The sequence below is a fragment of the Streptomyces thermodiastaticus genome, from assembly GCF_014656135.1.
In the GTDB taxonomy this organism is placed as follows: domain Bacteria; phylum Actinomycetota; class Actinomycetes; order Streptomycetales; family Streptomycetaceae; genus Streptomyces; species Streptomyces thermodiastaticus.
The window spans coordinates 1-19992 of the sequence record NZ_BNBV01000019.1 but is presented as its reverse complement, the minus strand read 5'-3'; the positions used below and the strand labels follow the sequence as shown (position 1 = coordinate 19992).

At 72.8% G+C, this 19992-nt stretch carries 15 protein-coding genes and 1 pseudogene; 1 reads left to right on the top strand and 15 read right to left on the bottom strand.

Features of this window, described 5'->3' with window-relative positions:
• Nucleotides 1-49: 49 nt before the first annotated feature.
• The 4 genes and pseudogenes from IE286_RS27945 to IE286_RS17720 form a co-directional block, all read right to left on the bottom strand.
• Nucleotides 50-738: pseudogene (locus IE286_RS27945) on the bottom strand (histone deacetylase).
• A gap of 204 nt (nt 739-942) precedes the next feature.
• Nucleotides 943-1770 (bottom strand): carbohydrate ABC transporter permease, encoded by an 828-nt coding sequence (locus tag IE286_RS17730; protein WP_189797738.1) that lies wholly within the window; start codon nt 1768-1770, stop codon nt 943-945.
• A gap of 5 nt (nt 1771-1775) precedes the next feature.
• Entirely contained in the window at nt 1776-2726 is a 951-nt protein-coding gene (locus IE286_RS17725) for a carbohydrate ABC transporter permease (RefSeq protein ID WP_189797737.1), read from the bottom strand.
• A gap of 11 nt (nt 2727-2737) precedes the next feature.
• Nucleotides 2738-3970 (bottom strand): ABC transporter substrate-binding protein, encoded by a 1233-nt coding sequence (locus tag IE286_RS17720; RefSeq protein ID WP_189797736.1) that lies wholly within the window; start codon nt 3968-3970, stop codon nt 2738-2740.
• Nucleotides 3971-4250: 280 nt separating this feature from the next.
• Here IE286_RS17720 and yicI point away from each other — a divergent pair, with 280 nt between their 5' ends.
• Nucleotides 4251-6521: an alpha-xylosidase gene (gene yicI / locus IE286_RS17715; RefSeq protein WP_189797735.1), complete on the top strand. Its 2271-nt coding sequence runs from the start codon at nt 4251-4253 to the stop codon at nt 6519-6521.
• 92 nt (nt 6522-6613) lie between these two features.
• Here the strand turns inward: yicI and IE286_RS17710 are convergent, their stop codons facing one another.
• The 11 genes from IE286_RS17710 to IE286_RS17660 all read right to left on the bottom strand — a co-directional run bounded on the left by IE286_RS17710 (nt 6614) and on the right by IE286_RS17660 (nt 19064).
• The gene (locus IE286_RS17710) at nt 6614-7816 is read right to left on the bottom strand and encodes a cysteine desulfurase-like protein (RefSeq protein ID WP_189797734.1); all 1203 of its coding nucleotides are present in this window, start codon (nt 7814-7816) and stop codon (nt 6614-6616) included.
• 167 nt (nt 7817-7983) lie between these two features.
• On the bottom strand, nt 7984-9249 hold the full coding sequence (locus IE286_RS17705; RefSeq protein ID WP_189797733.1) for an NAD(P)/FAD-dependent oxidoreductase: 1266 nt from the start codon (nt 9247-9249) through the stop codon (nt 7984-7986).
• Nucleotides 9246-9440 (bottom strand): ferredoxin, encoded by a 195-nt coding sequence (locus IE286_RS17700; RefSeq protein ID WP_189797732.1) that lies wholly within the window; start codon nt 9438-9440, stop codon nt 9246-9248. Before IE286_RS17700 ends, IE286_RS17705 begins: the two co-directional genes overlap by 4 nt.
• A 45-nt stretch (nt 9441-9485) precedes the next feature.
• Complete coding sequence (locus tag IE286_RS17695) at nt 9486-10706, bottom strand: cytochrome P450 (protein WP_189797731.1); 1221 nt, start codon at nt 10704-10706, stop codon at nt 9486-9488.
• 218 nt (nt 10707-10924) lie between these two features.
• Nucleotides 10925-11587, bottom strand: a complete 663-nt coding sequence (locus IE286_RS17690; protein ID WP_229863031.1) for a TetR/AcrR family transcriptional regulator — start codon at nt 11585-11587, stop codon at nt 10925-10927.
• 224 nt (nt 11588-11811) lie between these two features.
• Nucleotides 11812-12450, bottom strand: a complete 639-nt coding sequence (locus IE286_RS17685) for an HD domain-containing protein (RefSeq protein ID WP_189797730.1) — start codon at nt 12448-12450, stop codon at nt 11812-11814.
• Nucleotides 12451-12553: 103 nt separating this feature from the next.
• Nucleotides 12554-13588, bottom strand: a complete 1035-nt coding sequence (locus IE286_RS17680) for a GlxA family transcriptional regulator (RefSeq protein ID WP_189797729.1) — start codon at nt 13586-13588, stop codon at nt 12554-12556.
• On the bottom strand, nt 13585-14781 hold the full coding sequence (locus tag IE286_RS17675) for a PP2C family protein-serine/threonine phosphatase (RefSeq protein WP_189797728.1): 1197 nt from the start codon (nt 14779-14781) through the stop codon (nt 13585-13587). The genes IE286_RS17680 and IE286_RS17675 overlap by 4 nt, the downstream gene beginning before the upstream one ends.
• Nucleotides 14782-14978: 197 nt before the next feature.
• Nucleotides 14979-17678, bottom strand: a complete 2700-nt coding sequence (locus IE286_RS17670; protein ID WP_229863029.1) for an FUSC family protein — start codon at nt 17676-17678, stop codon at nt 14979-14981.
• On the bottom strand, nt 17675-18157 hold the full coding sequence (locus tag IE286_RS17665; protein ID WP_189797727.1) for a MarR family winged helix-turn-helix transcriptional regulator: 483 nt from the start codon (nt 18155-18157) through the stop codon (nt 17675-17677). The genes IE286_RS17670 and IE286_RS17665 overlap by 4 nt, the downstream gene beginning before the upstream one ends.
• Nucleotides 18158-18281: 124 nt before the next feature.
• Nucleotides 18282-19064: an IclR family transcriptional regulator gene (locus IE286_RS17660; protein ID WP_189797726.1), complete on the bottom strand. Its 783-nt coding sequence runs from the start codon at nt 19062-19064 to the stop codon at nt 18282-18284.
• Between the last annotated feature and the right edge of the window lie 928 nt (nt 19065-19992).

The window sequence follows — 19992 nt, the reverse complement described above, 5'->3', positions numbered from 1 at the left end:
CCACGAACCGTCAAAGGTGCAAAACCGCCCGCCGTCACGGTGCCGTTCGTCACGGCTCGTGCGGCCCGGCGTCCGCGTCGTCGAGCAGGGCGAGAACGGCTAGCGCGGTCCAGTGTCCCGCAGCACCCGGGCAGGTCGCCAGGTACGCGGCGACGGCGTCCGCGTCCCACGCACCCGCCGACAGCAGTCCCGAGGCCGGGAAACGGATGTAACCGGGCGAGGGACACACCCACGTCACGTCGTTGACGCCCCACGGGGCGGTGCAGGTCAGCACCGGCACGCCGTCGATCAGGCCCGGGCACAGGAGCGTTTCGGACCGGCCGGGGCCCAGCGCGTCCCTGCCGCGGGTCAGCACCGGTGTCAGATCGAGGTCCGCGCCGGGCTCCCGGTACATCTCCTGCGCGGCGATGTCCGAGAACTGCTGCACCGACACCAGATATGCGACCGCGCCAGGACCCGGCCGCCGGCGCGTGCGTCGTAGAAGGCCCGGCCACCGCCCCGGACCGGGGACCGGGTGGCGAAGTACACGGCTCCGGTCAGCTCCACGGGAACCGACCGCGACGGCATCCGCGGGTCCCGGCACCCCGGCCAGGACCGGGCCGCTCCGGGCGGTCTGCCCCCGGTGAGGTACACGGCGAGCCGGCCCAGGTGCACGTTCGAGCCGCACGAGGCGTACCAGACCTGCCGCGGACGGAGGTTTCCCGGCAACGTCGGATCGATGCTGCTGAGTGCCTTCACGCGTGCTGCTCTCCCAGGAGACCGGACGGGCCGCCCACGGTAGCTCCCGGCCCGTCCGGGACACCGGCGGCACACGTCCGCGGCCGGCCCGCCGGGGCCGGCCGCTGTCCACCGCGACACGCCGGTGCCCCGACACACCGGCGCCCGTGTCCGTCCGCCGGGGAGGACACGGGCGCCTGCTGCCGGTGCGCCGGGGCGCGGTGGTCACTTCACGGAGCCACCGGTGATGCCGGCCGCGATGTACTTCTGCGCGACGACGAGCAGGATCGCGGCCGGGACCGCGGACAGCACCGAGGCCGCCATCACCGAGCCCCAGTCGCCGACGTGCGCGCCGATGTACTGGTAGATGCCGAGGGTGACCGGCTTGACGTCGTCGGTGGTGTTCAGCGTCAGCGCGAACATGAAGTCGCTCCAGGCGAACAGGAACGCGAACAGCCCCGAGGTGATCAGGGCGTTGCGGCTCATCGGCAGCACCACCCGGAGGAACGTGCGCAGCGCTCCGGCGCCGTCCACCTGCGCGGCCTCGATGACCTCCCCGGGGATGGACACCATGAAGGAGCGCATGAGCACGATGGAGAACGGGATGCCGAGCGAGGCGTCCGCCAGCATCAGCCCGGCGTAGGAGTTGACCAGTCCCAGGTCGACATAGGTGTTGTACAGGGCGTTGGCGATGACGATGCCCGGCACCATCTGCGTGATCAGCGTGCCGAACACGATGGTCCGGGTGCCGCGCAGCCCGAACCGGGCCAGCCCGTACGCCGCCGGGGCCGCGATCGCCAGGCAGATCACCACGGCACCCAGCGACACCACCAGCGAGGTCAGCAGATGACCGCCCTGGTCGTCGAGCGCCTTGGAGAAGCCCGACAGGTCCAGATTGTGCGGCACCGGGGCCACCCGCAGCAGCCCGGCGGCCGGCTGCAGCGCGGTGTTGAGCATCCAGTACAGCGGGAACAGCATCACGCACAGGACGATCACGCCGGCGATCGTGGAGCCCCAGCGGCGCCGGGACGCGGTGGACGGACGCGAGGCCATGGACGTCACTTCCCCTCGGTGCGGTTGGCCCGCAGATACAGCACCGCGAACACCGCGGAGATCAGGATGAGTACGTTGCCGACGACCGCGCCCGCCCCGAAGTCCAGCTGGACGAAGGAGTTCTGGTAGGTGAGCGTGCCCAGCGTCTGGGTGGCGTCCGCGGGACCGCCGTCGGTCAGCGCGAGGATCAGGTCGAGGATCTTCACCGTCGACATGAAGCCGAGCACCAGCACCACCGTGATGACCGGCCGGAGCATCGGCAGAGTGATGGAGCGGAAGCTGCGCCAGGCCGAGGCGCCGTCCAGCGAGGCCGCCTCGTACAGCTCCCGCGGGATCTCCTGCAGACCGCCGTACAGGATCACCATGTTGAACGGGATGCCGATCCAGATGTTCACCAGGATCACCGACAGCAGCGCCATGCCGGGGTCGGTGAGCCACGGGGTGTGACCCGGCAGGCCGAGGGTGTCGAGGAAGGAGTTGAGCACCCCGGTGTCCTGGTCGAGGATGCGCCGCCAGACCACGCCCGAGACCACCATCGGTACCAGCCACGGCAGCAGGATCAGCGAGCGCAGCACGCCGCCGAGCGGGAAACGCCGGTTGAAGAACACCGCGAGCGCGAGCCCGATGCAGAACTGCCCGAGCAGCGAGCCGGCGGTGAACACCAGGGTGTGCCACAGCGCCTTGCCGAACAGGGCGTCGCGGAAGACATGCGACCAGTTGTCGGTGCCGTTGAACGGGGCCCGGCCGGTGAAGAAGGTCTTCGGCGTGTAGTGCTGGAAGCTCATCACGACGTTGCGCACGAGCGGGTAGCCGAAGAACAGCAGCATGAAGACGACCGCGGGTGCGACGAACCCCCACCGGGCGAGCGTGCGGCGGCGCCGCTGCCGGGCCGGGTCCGGGACGGTGTCGCGGGGCGTGACGACGGCGGCCGGAGCGGTGATGCTGGACGTGGTCATGGGTGCGTACCTCAATTTCCGCTCGTGGCCCGCTGCTGGGCCCGCTTCAGGGCGGCCTGGCTGGACTCGCCGGTCAGGGCGGACTGGAAGGCGCTCTGCAGGGCGAGCGAGACGCTCGACCAGCCGGCGCCGAGCTCGGCGGTACGGGAGCGGGCGGCAGCCACCTGACCGGCCAGGGCCTGCAGTTCGGGCATCCGCCGGCGCCACACCGCGGCGGCCTTCTCGTTGGCCGGGACCATCCAGCTGTTGAGGGCGTAGGTCAGCTGTTCCTTCTCGCTGGACAGGCAGGCGACGATCCGCCCGGCCATGCGCTCGCGCTCGGTGTCCCCGGTGTTCGGCACCGTCAGCACCGCACCGCCCAGGGGCCCGACGGACGTCGCTCCCGCTCGCGGCACCGGGATCGGTGCGATGCCCCAGTGCAGGGACTTGTCCGTGTTCAGCGTCTCCACCTGCCACGGCCCGTTGATCATCATGGCCGCGTTGCCGGCCATGAACTGGTCGTTGACGTCCGCCTGCGTCCAGCTGACCGTGGACTTCGACAGCGAGCCGTCCTTGATCAGGTCCTTCCAGAAGTCGAGCGCCTCGACGACCCGCGGGCCGTCCAGCGTCCGCTCGTCGCCGCCGTTGGACCACATGAACGGCAGGAACTGGAAAACGCCGTCCTCGGCGCCGCCCGCGCTCAGTGCCAGCCCGTACCGCTTGCCGTGGGTGAGCTTCTTCGCGGTGGCGCGCAGCTCGTCCCAGGTGGTGGGCACCGGCAGACCGGCCTGCCGGAGCACGTCCTTGTTGTAGAAGAGCGCGAGGGTGTTCACGGACCGGGCCGCGCCGTAGTACGTGCCCTTGTAGGAGCCGAAGGCGACGATGCCTTTCGGGATGTCGCGGGTGCTCAGCCCGAGCGTGGTGAGATCGATCAGACCTCCCGCCTCGGCGAAGGTCGGCATCTCCGAGGCGTCGAACTGCACGATGTCCGGCAGCGACCGCGAGGACGCCATGCGCAGGGCCTTCGTCATCACCTGCGCGGCCGGAACGCTCTGCTGCTCGATGGTGATCCCCAGCTGCTTGCCGCAGCGGGCCATCGCCTCGGCGTCCCAGCGGTGATACGTCTCGTCGGTCGAGGAGTTCAGGACGGTGTACACACCGTCGTCCCGGTCCTGCCCGCATCCGGTCAGTGTCGCGGAGGCGACCAGGACACAGGCGGCGGCGACGATCCTCGTGCTGAAGCTCGCGTTGAAGCGCTTCGACATCGGGCGGCCCTTGCTGTCGTACGACTCGGTCGCGGCACCGAGCCCGTTTGTTCGGTGGGATGACTAATACGTCACGGGAGCCGAGCGGCGCTAGACCCCGGCACCACGTTTGTGACGTCACGCACCGTGCCGAGTCGCTTCATTGCGTAGTAGATGCAGGTGATAGCCCGTTTCTGTCGGTGCAAGGCTCGTGATCGAGGGCAGCTGTGTGTACGATCGCCTCTCGTCCGGGGCGCTCCCGTACCGCTCTCCGCCGGCCCCCGCTCCCTTGAGGAAGATGATGAAGTTCACCGATGGCTTCTGGCGTATCCGCGACGGCGTGCAGATCTCCTATGCCACACAGGTGCGTGATGTGCGTGCCGAAGCGAAGCGCTTCACCAGCTATGCCGCCGTGAAGAAGGTGACGCACCGAGGGGACACCCTGAACGCGCCGCTGCTCACCGCCGAGTGTTTCTCCCCCCTGGAGGGTGTGATCGGCGTCCGGGTCACCCATCACGCGGGCACCCGGCGCCCGGGCCCCGAGTTCGCCCTCGGCGGCCCGGCGGACGGCGCGGGTACGGTCCGCCAGGACGGCGCCGTCACCGAGCTGACCAGCGGCCCGCTCACCGTGCGCCTGGACAGCTCACGACCGTGGACGCTGAGCTTCCACGACGCCGACGGGCGCGAACTGACCCGCGCCGGCGCGCGCAGCACCGCCTTCGCCACCACCCCCGACGGAGCCCATCACATGCTGACCCGGCTCGGGCTCGGCGTGGGCGAGCAGATCTACGGCCTCGGCGAGCGCTTCACCCCGTTCGTCAAGAACGGACAGGTCGTCGACATCTGGCAGGCCGACGGCGGCACCAGCAGCGAACAGGCCTACAAGAACGTGCCGTTCCACCTCTCCTCACGCGGCTACGGCGTCTTCGTCAACCACCCCGGGAAGGTCTCCTACGAGATCGGCTCGGAGTCCGTGGGACAGGTCCAGTTCAGCGTCGAGGACCAGAGCCTGGAGTACTACGTCGTCGCCGGGCCCGCCCCGAAGGACGTGCTCACCCGCTACACGGCCCTCACCGGCCGGCCCGCCCTGCCGCCCGCCTGGTCGTTCGGCCTGTGGCTCACCACCTCCTTCACCACCGACTACGACGAGCACACCGTGACGTCCTTCGTCGACGGCATGGCCGAGCGCGGCATCCCGCTGTCCGTCTTCCACTTCGACTGCTTCTGGATGCGCGAGTACCAGTGGTGCGACTTCGCCTGGGACCCGGAGGTGTTCCCCGACCCGGAGGGCATGCTGGCCCGGCTCAAGGACAAGGGCCTGCGGATCAGTGTGTGGATCAACCCCTACATCGCGCAGAAGTCGCCCCTGTTCGAGGAGGCGGCCGCGCTGGGACACCTGGTGCGCCGCCCGAACGGCGACGTGTGGCAGTGGGACCTGTGGCAGGCCGGCATGGGCCTGGTCGACTTCACCAGCCCCGCCGCCCGCGCGTGGTTCCAGTCCAAGCTGAAGCCGCTGCTGGACCAGGGCGTGGACTGCTTCAAGACGGACTTCGGCGAGCGCATTCCCACCGACGTCGTCTGGCACGACGGAAGCGACCCGGAGCGGATGCACAACTACTACACCCACCTGTACAACCGGACCGTCTTCGAGCTGCTGGAGCGGGAACGCGGCCGGGGCGAGGCGGTCCTCTTCGCCCGCTCCGCCACCGCCGGCGGCCAGCAGTACCCGGTGCACTGGGGCGGCGACTGCTGGTCCTCCTTCGAGGCGATGGCCGAGTCCCTCCGGGGCGGGCTGTCGCTGTCGCTGAGCGGCTTCGGTTTCTGGAGCCACGACATCGGCGGCTTCGAGGGCACACCCGACCCGGCGGTGTTCAAACGCTGGCTGGCCTTCGGCCTGCTGTCCTCCCACAGCCGCCTGCACGGATCGTCGTCCTACCGGGTGCCGTGGGCGTTCGGCGAGGAGGCGGTCGACGTCGCCCGGCGTTTCACCCTGCTCAAACACCGCCTCATGCCGTACCTGTACGGCGCCGCCGTCGAGGCGCACCGCACGGGTGTGCCGGTGATGCGGCCCATGGTCCTGGAGTTCCCGCACGACCCGGCCTGCCGAACCCTGGACCGCCAGTACATGCTCGGCCCCGACCTGCTGGTCGCGCCGGTGTTCAGCGAGGACGGCACGGTGGAGGTGTACCTCCCCGAGGGCACCTGGACGCATCTGCTCAGCGGCGAGCGGGTCACCGGCCCGGCCTGGCGCACCGAGCGGCACGGCTTCGACAGCCTGCCGCTGTACGTCCGCGAGGGCGCCGTGCTGCCGCTGGCCGCCGACGACCGGCGCCCCGACGGCGACTGGCTGGCCGGCCTCACCCTCCTCGTCCACCCGGCCGCCGCGCCCGGCTGCACGCACGAGGTCACCGTCCCCGACCGCACGGGCGCCCCGGCCGCCACCTACCGGGTCCGGCGCGAGGGCGACGTGCTGCGGGTCACCGCCGACGGCACCGACGCCCCCTTCACCGTCCGCGTGCCGGGCGGGGCGAGCGCCGAGGGAACCGGCGAGGTCACCCTGCCGCTGGGCTGACCCGGCGGGCGTCCGGCGCGGGGCGCGGGTGCGCGCGGGGCCCTGTGCAGCCGCGCATGCCCGCAGGTCCGCGCCGCGCCCGCCCCGGGCCGTCAGCGGGGCAGCCGGGACAGCGCCGCCAGCAGCCGGTCGACGTCCTCGGCACTGCTGTAGGGCGCCAGCCCGACACGGACACCGCCCTCGTCGCCCAGACCGAGCCGGTGCGCGGCCTCGACCGCGTAGAACGTCCCCGCGGGGGCGTCCACGGCGTGCTCGGCCAGATGCCGCGAGACCTCGGCCGGAGCCATGCCCGCCACGGTGAACAGCAGCGTCGGCGTACGGTGCGCGGCCCGCGAGTGCACGGTGATCCCGCCGAGGTCCGCCAGGCCCTGCTCGATCCGTGCGCGCAGCGCGTCCTCGTGCGACTCCAGCGCCGCGAAGGAGGCCACCAGACGCTCCCGGCGGCTGCCGCGGGCCTCCGGCTCCAGCCCCGCGAGGAAGTCCACCGCGGCCCGGGTGCCGGCCAGCAGCTCGTACGGCAGCGTGCCCAGCTCGAACCGCTCGGGCACCGCATCGCTGGAGGGCAGCAGCTTGTCCGGGCGCAGGGTCTGCAGGAACTCCGGGTCGGCCGCCAGCACCCCCAGGTGCGGCCCGAGGAACTTGTACGGCGAGCACACCAGGGTGTCCGCACCCAGCGCGGCCAGGTCGACGGCGGCGTGCGCGGCGTAGTGCACCGCGTCCACGTGCAGCAGGGCACCCGCCTCGTGCGCCGGCGCGGCCAGGGCCGGGACGTCGGGGCGGGTGCCGGTCAGGTTGGAGGCCGCGGTCACCGCGACCAGCCGGGTGCGCTCGGTCAGCACCGCCGCCACATGCTCCGGGCGCAGCTCACCGGTGTCCGGGTCGAAGTCCGCCCAGCGCACCGTGGCGCCCGCGGCCTGGGCCGCCTGCACCCACGGGCGGATGTTGGAGTCGTGGTCCAGCCGGGTGACGACCACCTCGTCGCCCGGCCTCCAGTCCTTGGCGAGCGTCCGGGACAGGTCGTACGCCAGCTGGGTCGCGCTGCGGCCGAACACCACGCCCCGCGGCTGCACCCCGAGCAGGTCCCCCAGGGCCGCCCGGGCCTGCGTGACCAGGGCGTCCGCGTTGCGCTCGCCCTCCGTGACCTGTCCCCGGTTGGCCAGCGGACGGCTCAGGGCCTCGGCGATCGCCTCGATGACCGGCTGCGGCATCTGGGTGCCGCCGGGTGCGTCGAAACGCGCGGAGCCGGACTTCAGCGCGGGGATGTGCGCGCGGATCGCTTCGACGTCGAGGGCCATGGGACCTCCTGCTGGCTGAGGCGGGCCGGCGGCGGGCCTGCCGTCGGTCAGCCCATGATCGCAGCTCGGCCGTGACGCGGAACCCCCTGTCCCGTCCGTCTCGCGGCCCGGGCGGACGCGTGCCCCGCTCGCGGGAGAGCGGGGCACGCAGCGGTGGGCACGGCGTCTCAGGCGTCCACCGCCTCCGCCAGCCGTGCACGGGCCTGCGCCCAGTCGGCCGGCGTGGCGACCAGCCCGCGCAGCGACCGCGCCTGGCGAGGGGTCAGTCCGATCGCCAGGGCGCCGGTGGCGTGACCGGACGTCCCGTACAGGGCGGCCAGCCGCAGCGGATCCTTCCCGAGCTGGAGCACCTCGGTGCGCTCCGCCCCGGCCAGGACCCCGTACGCCTGCAGTTTCAGGTCGTACTGGTCGGACCAGAAGTAGGGCACGGGAGCGAAGGGACGGCGCTCGCCGAAACGTTCCGGGTCCAGCTCGGCCAGCAGGTTGCGGGCGGCGGCCAGGCCCTGCTCGCCGGCGTTCATCCGGTGCTCGACCCGCAGATGCCGCCGCAGCACCGGGTGGTACCAGCGGGCCACGTCCCCGGCGCCGTACAGCCCCTCGGCCGCGGCGCAGAACTCGTCGCAGCCCAGCCCGTCGGACAGGTCCACACCCGCCGCCTCGGCACCGGGGCCGCGCAGCCAGTCGACGGCGGGGACGGAGCCGACGGCCAGCAGGACGTCGTCGGCCTCCACCACGGTGCCGTCGGTGAGGACGACGCCGGTCGCCCGGCCCGACTCGGCCCTGACACCGGTGGCCGCCCGCCCCGGACGCAGGGCGACGCCGTGGGCGCGGTGCACCTCGGCCAGCAGCTCCCCGACCTCACGGCCCAGCACCCGCTCCATCGGGGTGGCCTGGCTGCCGATCAGCTCCACGTGATGGCCCAGGGCGCGGGCCACGGCGGCGGCCTCGGCGCCGAGCACGCCGCTGCCGACGACGGCCAGCCGCCGGCCGGGCACGGCCAGCCGCCGGCGCAGGGCAAGCGCGTCGTCCAGGGTCCGCAGCACGTGCACGCCCCGCAGCCCGTCGGTGCCGGGCAGGGTGCGCGGCGTGACCCCGGTGGCGGCGATCACCCCGGCGCACCGCAGCACGTCCCCGCGGTCGCCGTCCAGGGTGAGCGTGCGCTCCACCGGGTCGTAGGCGACCGCGCGGGTGCCCAGCCTGAGGTCCAGGTCCAGCGCGGCGAGCTGGGAGGTGTCCCGCAGCGTGGTCCGCTCCGGCTCCCAGGCTCCGCTGAGGACCTGCTTGGACAGCGGCGGCCGGTCGTAGGGCGGCCGGGGTTCGTCGCCGACGAGGGTGATCACCCCGTCCCAGCCAAGGCGGCGCAGCGCCTCCGCCGCGGCCAGACCGGCCGCGGCCGCGCCCACCACGGCGATGCGGTGTCGGGCGGCGGTCATTGCCGCACCTGGATGGCCGCGGCCGGGCAGATGGTGGCGGCCTCACGGACCGCGGCGTGCTGTGCGGCGGCCGGGGAGGCGTCGAGCAGCACGACGATGCCGTCCTCGTCCCGCTGGTCGAAGACCTCGGGGGCCACCAGCACGCACTGGCCGGCGCCGCAGCATTTCGCCTCGTCGATGGTGATCTGCATGGGGTGCTCCTTGTGAGGTGGGGGGGTGATGCGCGACGGGAGAGGTCACCAGGTGACCGGCAGGGCGTGGCAGCCGTAGATGACCATGTCGGTGCGGAAGGGGATCTCCTCCAGCGGCACGGCCGGGCGCATCGTGGGGAAGCGGCGCAGCAGGGTGGTGATGACCACCTGCAGCTCGGCGCGGGCCAGCGCCTGCCCCAGGCACTGGTGGATGCCGTAGCCGAAGGCCACGTGGTGCTGGGCGTTGGGGCGGCGGATGTCGAGCCGGCCGGCATCGGGGAAGACGTCCTCGTCCCGGTTGGCGGACGGCACGGCCACGATGACGCCCTCGCCCTTGCGGATCAGCTGCCCGCCGACCTCGACGTCCTCCAGAGCGGCGCGGCGCGGGCCGTTGCGGATGATGCTGTGGAAGCGCAGCAGCTCCTCGACGGCACCGCGGATCAGGGCGGGGTCCTCGCGCAGCCGGCCGGCGGTGTCCCGGTCGAGCATCAGGGTCAGGGCGCTCAGACCGATCATGTTGGCCGTCGTCTCGTGCCCGGCGACCAGCAGCAGGACGGCGAACGCGACGAGGTCCTCGTGGGTCAGCTCGCCCTTGTCGTACCGCTCGGTGACCAGCCGGCTGAGGATGTCGTCGCCCGGCTCGGACTTCTTCGACTCGACGAGGCGGTCGATGTACTCCAGGAGCTCGGCCCGGGCCGCGCCCCGGTCCTCCTCGGAGATCTCCCGGGAGAGCAGGGCGCCGGTGAGCCGCTGGAAGGTCTCGTGGTCCTCGTAGGGCACGCCCAGCAGCAGGCTGATGGCGAGCGACGGCAGCGGCAGAGCGAGGGCCTTGACCAGGTCGACGGGGTGCTCGGAGCGGTCGACGCGTTCCATGGCGTCGCACAGCTCGTCGGTGAGCTTCTGCAGGGTCGGGCGCAGCTCCTCGACCCGCTTGACCATGAAGTCGCGGGTGACCATGCGGCGCAGCCGGGTGTGCTCGGGCGGGTCCATGCGGATGAAGCCGCGGGTGGCGCCGGGACGCGGCCCGCCGCCGGTCATGCCGCTGACCGGATAACCGGGAGTGTTGGTGTCCGAGCTGAAGCGGGCGTCACCGAGGATCGCCCGCACATCCGCGTAGCGGGTGGCCAGCCAGGCCCAGGTGCCGTCGTCCAGGGCGACCTTCGACAGGGGCTCCTCGGCCCGCAGCCGGTCAAGGCCCTCGGGCGGATCGAAGGGGCAGCCGGAAGGAGGCCGGGTGGGAAGTGGGGGGAGAGGTGCGGTGGTCATGCCGCTCCTTGAGGAGGAGACGTTGGCTAACAGCTGTTAGCTTACATCTGTATCCCCAGGGTGTGCCGTGACCCCTGTCGCAGACATGGTGAAGACCGACCGGAGGGTCGGTGGACGAGCGGACGGGCGACGGGCGCGCCGGACGGGAGCGTTGCGCAGGGGGCGTCGAGGCGCCGGATGGTCACAGGCCTGCGGCCCGTGCGCGGCGGGGTGCCGCGTCAGCGCTCCAGCATCAGGTTCAGCAGTTCGTCGACGAACCGGTCCAGCCGGACGGTGTCCTTGCGGCGCGGCATGACCTGCCACAGAGCGATCCGGCCGTGCAGCGCGTACCACAGCATGTACGGCGCCTCCTCGCGGGTGCCCCGCACCCGCCAGCCGCCCTCCTCGCACGCGGTGAGCGCCCGGCTCAGACCGCGCAGCAGCAGCCCCGCCGGGTGACCGTGCAGGCGTTCCTCGTCCACAGGGGTCTGCCAGGTCTCGCACATCAGGCGGTACTTCGCCGGGTTCGCCACCGCGAAACGGCAGTACGCGGTCAGCTGGGAGCGCAGCCGCTCCAGCGGATCGTCGGCGGGTGCCGAGGCGTCGGCCTCGGCCATGATCCCGGCCAGCCGCTCGTAGTGCTCGGCCAGCACCGCCCACACCAGGTCGGTCTTGTCGGAGAAGTGGCGGTAGATGCTCGGGGTCGCGATGCCGACCTCCCGGGCCACCGCGCGCAACGACAGCGCGTCCTCGCTGCCCACCTGCTCCAGCAGGCCCCCGGCCGCCCGCAGGATCTCCTCCCGCAGCCGCTCGCCCTGTCCGCGCGGGTTGCGCACCCGCACGGTCCGCTCGGCGGGCGTCCCGGCGGTGGCGCCACCGCCGTTCCGCCTCTGCTCGGCCACCGCCGCACCTCCCTCGTTTGGACACCGGCGCCGCGGCTGCGGAACGGCGGCCTTCGGCCGGCCGCGCGGCGCCCACCCGAACCTACACGACCCGCCCGCCGGGCCCGCGCAACGGACAGGGCGGCCGAAAAGGAGCGGCACCGGCGGGGCGCCCACGCCTCACCGGTGCCGGGACTTACCCGGGCCGGCCGCGGAGCCGACCGCGTCACCGCGCCGGGCACGCCTCACTCGGGCCAGGCGGAGTCCTGGATGACGTCGACGAAGTCGATGCGCCGGAAGCCGGGCACGAAGTGCTCCAGCACGTCCGCGTTCACCGTGCCGAAGGTGGTGGCGGGGCGGTGCCGGAAGCCCTCGGTGAACGCCTGGAGGATCTGCCGCTTGAAGTCGGGACGCGGGTGTGCGGCGGTCACCGCGTCGATCTGCTCCCGGGAGAGGTGGGCCAGATTCAGCCCCAGCACGTCCGTCTCCACCCCGGCGGTGGTCGCCGCGATCTCCGGGGCCATCTTGTACGGCACCTCCGGGGTGGTGTGCAGGGCGACGGCCGTCCAGACGGTGTCCGCGGCCGCCTGCGGCACGTCATGAGCCAGCAGGAAGGCGCGCGCCTGGTCGGCGCCGTCCATCTCGAAGCGCTGGTCGTCGCTGCGGTACGGCGGCACCAGCCCGGTGTCGTGGAACAGCGCCGCCACGTACAGCAGTTCCGGGTCCGGCTGGATGCCCAGCGCTGCGGCCTGCAGGCTGCCGAACAGGTACACCCGGCGGGAGTGATGGAAGATCAGGGGCGGAGTGGTGTCACGGATGAGTTCGGTGGCCTCCTGCACGAGCTTGCTGTCAGGGATCTCCACACCGGCGATCTTCTCGGTCATGGCGGTCGCTCCTCGGAAGAAGGGGGATCGATTACGTCTTCACTCTCCGAGAGGGGCAGCCGCCGTGTCCGCTACGGAACGGCCGGGAATCCCTCGAATACGGTCATGACGTCACCGCCCCCGCGGGCCCGGCCGGCGTGCGGGGGCGGGACGCGCGCCCGGTCGTGGCGAAACGCTGCTGGTACCGGGTGGGGGACAGGCCGAGGTGGCGGGCGAAGGCACGCCGCAGGCTCTCGTAGCTCGGGAAACCCGACTTCGCCGCGGCCTCGGTGGCGTTGTGCCCGGCGTCCAGCAGCGCCTTGGCCAGGTCGAAACGGATCAGCTCCACATACCTGCCGGGCGTGGTGTCCAGCTCGGCGCGGAACATCCGGGTCAGATGCCGCGGGCTGACCCGCACACGCGCGGCCAGCGCCTCCAGGCTGTGGTCGGCGGTCGGATCGGCCTGGACGGCCTCCTGCACCAGTCTCAGAACGGGGGTCTTCGGGGCCGGGCCCTGCAGCGAGGCGGAGAACTGCGACTGTCCTCCGGCCCGTTGCATGTGCACCACCAGCGAGCGGGCCACCTGCCGGGCCAGGTCGGGGCCGTGGTCGTGCTCGACCAGGGCGAGCGCCAGATCGATGCCCGCGGTGACACCCGCCGAGGTGTAGGTGTTCCCGTCCTTGACGAAGATGGCGTCCGGTTCCACCCGGGCGGACGGGCAGCGACGGGCCAGCGTGGCGGCGTGCTCCCAGTGGGTCGTGGCACGTCTGCCGTCCAGCAGCCCGGCCTCGGCCAGCACGAAGGCGCCGGTGCACACCGAGGCCACCCGCCCCGCCCGCTCCGCGAGCGTCTTCGCGGCCGCGGCGAGTCCGGGATCGACCGGGGAGCCGGGCAGCAAATCGCCGCCGATCACGAGCAGGGTGCCGAAGACCGTGGCGGCCCGCGCGTCGCCGTCCACCGGCACCCGCAGGCCGATGGACGTGTGCACCGGCTCCCCGCCCACCGAGACAAGACTCAGCCGGTAGCGCGCCCCGAACCGGTTGGCCTCGCTGAACACCTCGGCCGGACCGGACAGATCGAGCATCTTCATGCCGTCGAACACCAAGGCGCCCACGCTGTGTGTGTCCGAGGCGCCCGCGCTGTGTGTGTCCGCCGTCATGTGCCCTCCCGTTCGCCGCCGGCCTTCGCTCGGTCACATTGTCCCTTCGCGCAGACGGTCGACGAACCCTGCTCCCGTTGGACGACGACCATGGCCAGGTCGTCGTCGAGCCGGCCGCCCGTCCAGGCCTGCAGATCGGTGGTGATCCGGTGCAGCAGCTGCTCGGGCCGGTCCTCGGCCCAGGCCGCGGCACGCTCGGCCAGGGGATAGAACACTCCCCGGTCGTCGCGTGCCTCGGTCGCACCGTCGGTGTACAGCAGCATCCGGTCACCGGGCGCGAAGCGGAACGCCGCGGTGGCATACATGCCCCGGGAGATCGTGCCGAGACCGAGCGGCGGCGCGGGCTCGGGCACGACCAGCGCGGTCGCGGCGGCGCCGCCGCGCAGCAGCAGGGGCGGCGGATGCCCGCAACTGATCAGGCTGACCACCCGCCGGTCGTCCGGGATGTCCACGAACACCGCCGTCACGAACCGCTCCCGGGCGTCCTCGCCCGGCTCGGAGAACTCCACCAGACCCCAGCGGACCGCCTCCTCCACGGAGGCCACCAGCTCCGGCAGCGGCAGCTCGCGATGCGCGGCGGCCCGGAAGGCCCCCAGCACGATGGCCGTGTCGCTGATGGAGGCCAGCCCCTTGCCGCGGACGTCCCCGATCACCAGCCGGGTCGACCCACGGGTGCGGGCCACCGCGTACAGATCGCCGCCGACGCATGTGTCGGCCTCGGCACTGCGGTACACCGAGGCCAGGGACACCGGACCGGACCGCGGCGGCAGGGGCCGCAGGAGCACCCGCTGGGCCGCGTCCGACACCCGGCGCGCCCGCGTCAGCTCCTGTGCCCGCCGGCGCCGAAGGAACGTCAGCAACGTCATCAGGGCGCCGACCGCACCCAGCGACAGCAGCTCCACCAGGACGCTCTCGCTCGCCAGCGTGTTCCGATCGACCGACGCGCAGACCAGGGCGAGCACCGCGAGCACGCCGACGACCGCGGTGGTCGCCGGACCGGACCCCATGGCGGTGATCACCACCGCGACGGCCAGCAGATGGGCGAGATGGACGTACGGGGGCAGGAAATGGTCGGCCACCGGGATCGCCACGATCAGCAGCAACGAGCCGGCCGGCCACCACCCCTTCGCGGACACCATGAACCGGCCCCGCAGCTTGTCGGCAATGTCGTTCGTCGGGGTCACCGTGTCCATGGCATGCTCCCGGCCTCGGCACTTCCGGCCAACACTGTCACACGTGGTCGGGTCAACCAAGACAAGACGGCCGGTGATTCCCGCCGGGGACGACGCCGACGCGGCAGGGCCGCACACACGGGCGGCCGGCGAGCCGTGTCGTGGCCCGCCGTCCGCTTCGCTGCGGCACACCCGCTGGGGTGTGCCGGTGCCGGCGCCTACAGACGGATGTCCCGCTGGATCCGCGGCTGCGACGTGGCCACCGTGACGGACTCCGCGCGCGGGGAATGGCCGGGTGCGGACACCACCAGGGTGTGATGACCCGGGCGCAGACCGAGCCGGTAGCGGCCGGCCTCGGTGTAGGTGTGCGCGACCCGCTGCCCGCGCGCGTTGACGACGGTGATCCGAGCCGGGCAGCCGGCGGGGTGGTCGGCGCAGCCGACCGTGCCGTTCACGGGCACCAGGGGTGCGGCGGCGCCGGCGTCCGGGCGTGCGACGGTCGCGGTGGCCGCCGGCTGCGTGGCCCGGCGGCCCCGGCCCGACGGAGCGGCACCCGCGCGGTGCTGCCGGCCGGCACCGGACTGCGGCCGGCCGGACAGGCCGGTGCCGGACGTCACGGTCAGGCCGCGCTGCTCCGCGTAGGCCGCGAGGGCCGTGTCGAGGGCGTCCAGTTCGTGCAGCGCCGTCTGCAGCCGCTGGGCACGCGGCCCCCGAGCGGCGGGCCGCAGCGCCGTCTGCATCTCCCGCACCAGCGGGCCGACACGGCGCCACTCACCCTGAGCGGTGCCGTTGGCCAGATGATGGTCGAGCACGCGCAGGGAACCGGTGAGCGTCTCGGTGATCAGCTGGATGCGCTCGGACAGCGCGGGGGAGAGGTCGATGTCGACATCCGCCGCGGCGGCCAGCGCCCGGGCGTGCGCGGTGGCCGTGTTCAGCAGGGCCATCCGGTGGTGCGGCCCGCGTCCGCGCACCCCCAGCGGCATGCGCACCAGGGGCCGGGAGACCTCCGCGAGCTGGAACAGCGCCACGTCCACGGCCCGCGCCGCGCCCCGCAGCCGCACCGGGCTGTCCGGCCGCTCCCAGCGGGCCGCGACCTGGGTGAGCAGCTTCTGCACGGCCTGGACGTACCCGTGCTCGGCCTCGCGGACGACGGTCCGGGTGGACAGCGGGAAGATCAGTGCCGCGCACGCCGTCGCCACCAGGACACCGATGCCGTTGTCCAGCAGACGCTCGCCGAGCAGATGGTTCATATCGCCGTCCGGCGTGGTCAAGCCGTACATCTGGACCAGCGCAGCGACCAGCCCGACGACCCACAGCGCGTAGGCGCGCTGCATGCCCCAGGCCCCGAAGGACAGACCCAGCACGATGACGGCCAGCGTCCAGTAGATGTGGTCGTGGCCGATCAGACGCAGCAGCAGCACGCCGATCACCGCGCCGACGACGGTGCCGGCCATGCGGTGGCCGAACTTGCGCAGCCGCTCGTGGGTGGTGTTGGTGCCGAACAGCGTGATCATCACGCCGACCAGCCCCCAGTAGAACCGCTGCGGGTCGACGGCCTCGGCGATCGGGCAGACGACGGCGGCGGCCACGCCCGCGTGCAGCGGGGCACGCACGTAGGGGACGACACGCTGCCATCCGCGCTGCGTCCGGGCGGTCAGCGCACGCCGCGTCGGCTCGGCGGAACCCGGGATCCGGTTGTTCTCCAGTGCGACGGCGGCCTGGAACGGCACCGCGGCACGGTCGGCGCAGGTCTGCGAGCCCAGCGTCAGCCAGCTGATCAGCGACTCGGCCAGGGAGTCCAGCAGGTCGGCGACCCGGCGGGCCAGGGCCGCGCACTCGGCGGCCTCGGGGTCGGCGTGCGGATCGCGCAGGATCACCTCGGTCTGCTCGCGGATCGTCTCCACGGCCGGCCGCAGGCAGCCGGCCTCGGCCGGCGGGGTGTCACGGGCCAGCAGCAGTCCCACCGCGAGCGCCTGGCGCAGCTCCTCGGGCGGCGACTGCGCGGCCAGGACCCGCACCGCCTGGGCGATGCCGCGCAGCGCCAGCTCGGCGTCGAACAGGTGGCGGTGCAGCAGCTCGGCCACGACGGGGTCGGTGGCGGCCTCGGGCTGGGCGAGACGCGCGTCGATGGTGACCGTCACCATGTTCAGACGGCGCAGCGAGCGGTTCATCCGGCGCTCGACCCGGTCGATGCGGGCCTCCGGGTCCAGGGCGTCCACCGTGGTGTCCGCCAGCCGCCGGGCCTCCACGACGAACGCCCGCTGCGTGCGCAGCAGATCCTCACGCGGCATCGGGTGGCACAGCAGCAGCCGGGTGATCAGCACCGCCGACGCGGACACCAGCGCCACGGCGAACACCTTGCCCACCATGGCCGGCGGCAGCTGCACGATGATGCCGACCATCAGGCCGTTGAACAGCATCATGCCCGTCAGCAGGGCCATCGGCCCGTACCGTGCCAGCAGGAAGGTGAGGGCGAGCGCCACGACGTCCAGCCCGATCTCCAGGGCGCGGTCGTGGTGCAGCTTCGCGGCCAGCAGGAGCACCGCGCTGTACGGGAACGGCATCCACAGGATGGGCCTGGCCAGCTGGAGCCAGGTGTTGCCGGCCACCGCGAAGGCGCTCATCAGGCCCATCATCCCTGCGGTCATCATGCCGATCATGGCCGGGATGCCGAGCGCCTCGGCCATGCCGTAGCCCACCGCGAGCGAGGTGCACATCGCCACCAGCGTCCGCCAGCCGGCCTGCAGCTGCCCGAGTCCGGGGTCGGTGACCAGCACCCAGTCCCACCACCTGGGCGGACCGGAGACCCGTCGGGGGACTGTGCCGGTGTGCGCGGCCTTCGGCGGACTCGCGCTGGTGCCCGAGCTCGGGGCGGTGGTCTTCCGGGTGTCCTGCCGGGTGGTGTCCGGGCTTGTCAACTGGCCTCCGATACGGGATCCATGGCTTCGGCGAGAGTGGCGACGGACTGGCGGGCGGCGCACACGACGCGCTCGCAGTCCTCGACGGGGGTGGTGTGCAGTGCGCTCAGCAGGGCCGCGGCCATGCGCTGCCGTCCCTGGTCGAGCAGGTGCCGTCCGGCGGGCGTGATGCTGGTCTCGACGGCACGCCGGTCCGCTGTGCAGCGTCGGCGGGTGACCAGGTCACGCTCCTGCAGCTTCTGCAGGATCACGGTGACGCGGGGCTGGACCATGCCGGTGCGGGCAGCGAGTTCGGTGACCCGCAGCGGCGCCGCGGCCAGCGCGTCGAGTACGGACACCTCGCTGTGGCTCAGCCCGAAGTCGGCGGCGCGGAACAGCGCTCGGTTGAGTCTTCCCAGGTCGCGCAGCATGCCGCGGGCAGCGGTCTCGATGCGTCGCTCGTCCGACAGGCCGTCGCCGCCGTCGGAAGGTATATGCATACCACAAATATATAACGCGGCACAGGCAGGTCCGTCCGCGCCCCCGGCGAGGGGACGACGGGGCGGGGCACCACGGGGCGGACCGCGTGCGCGCCGCCCAGGTGTGACCCGGGAGGGAAGTGGTTCAGGCCCGCACGCCGAATGCGGCACCGTCCAGGCGCAGCAACGGCTCGACACGGCGTGCCAGCGGACGCAGCACCGCCAGCGCACCGGTCGGGGTGAGCCGCTCCCGCGGACCGTGCACGCTGAGCGCGGCGACGGCCTCGCCGTCCTCCCGGCGCAGGGGGACCGCCAGGGTGATGATCCCGTCCTCCGCTCCGTCGGCCGACGCCGCCCAGCCGTTCGACCGGATCACCGCCAGGTCGCCCGCCGACGGCAGCGGCACCCCACGCCGGGCCAGCGCCGCGAGCGTCTTCTCGCCGGCCAGCGCGCACAGCAGCCGTCCGGTGGCACTGCTGCACAGGCCGAGCCGGTCGCCCGGCAGCAGGGTGGCACGCAGCGGACGGCCGGGTTCGGCACGCTGGACCACGCGGGCCGTGTCGCCGTCCAGCACGGCGATGCTCACCACCTCACCGCAGGCCCGGGCGGCCTCGGCGAGCAGCGGGGCGGTGCGTTCGCCGACCCCGGCCTGGCGCAGCGCGGTGTGTCCCAGGTGGGCCGGGCGCAGGGTGAGCCGGTAGGAGCCGTCGGGCAGCTGTTCCATCCAGCCGGCGGCCTCGAGCGTGACCAGCTGCCGGTGCACCTCGCCGCGCGAGGATCCGACCGCGCGGGCGAGCGAGGACACGCGGACGGGTTCGTCCGAGCCGGCCAGGAAGTCGAGCAGCGCCAGCGCCTTCATCACGGTGCTCAACGGCCGGGTGGCGCTGTGCGAGGACGCGTCCGCGTCGTCCCTTGTCACTCTGTGCATGGCGCTGACACTGTCCTTCTCTGCGAGCCGCGGGAACTGTAGGCGCTCGCGTGCCGTGCCACAAGACACCTGCCGACGCTTTCTCCGCCGCCGCTCGCCGCGGAAGCCGCCACCGCGGCGGTGCGGGTGGCCGGCGTGGCCGTGGCGGCGGACGAGGCGGAAGCCGGGGAGGACGCCGTCCTCGTCCTGGACGAGTGCTCCGTGGTGCGCTGACTCGGCGTCAGGCTCTGTCTCGAGTGAGGCCGGTGAGTGACTGTCGAGGTGAGCACGTGATCCCTGACGCGGACCCGGCTCCCTGCGCCGCTCGTCGTCTCGTCCCTCTTTGTCGCTGTGCGATGCCGCACGCTCGCCGTGTCTCCCAGCCGGGGGAAGCCGCTGCCCGTGAGGTGTGAGGGGCCATCGGCGAGCAGGGGGAGAGGTGTGTGCCGTGGGTGCGGGTCCATGGCCCCAGAAGCACCTGGCGTCCCACCGCATGCGAGACCGTGGCTCCGGGCGTCCGCCGGGTGCCGGTCATGCCGGTGCGGGTGGGTGTCACCGCGCGCTGTGCAGGACAGGGGCCGTCTGTTCCGCACGTGGCCGTGCCGCCAGGCTCGCCGGGGCCGCCGGGCGACGTCGTGGCGTCCGGTGCCGTGGCGGACAGATGACGATCCGGGCCGGCGCGGGGTGTGCACACCCGGGTGGACGCTTCCGGGCCGGTGGCGACACAGAAGCCCGGCCCGATTACGGCGGGCCGGGATTCTGTGTCCTGTGTGTCATGCGGTTGTCGGGTGGGCTCCGGCCCGATTACGGCGGGCCGGGGTCCGGTGTGTGTCGTGTCGTGTCCGTGGGCTTCGGCGAGCGGGGGTTGTCACTCAGTGGTCGCCCTTGCCGCCGTGGTCGCCGTTGTCGTCGTTGTCGTAGCCGTGGTCGTCGTTGTCGTGGTCGTGGT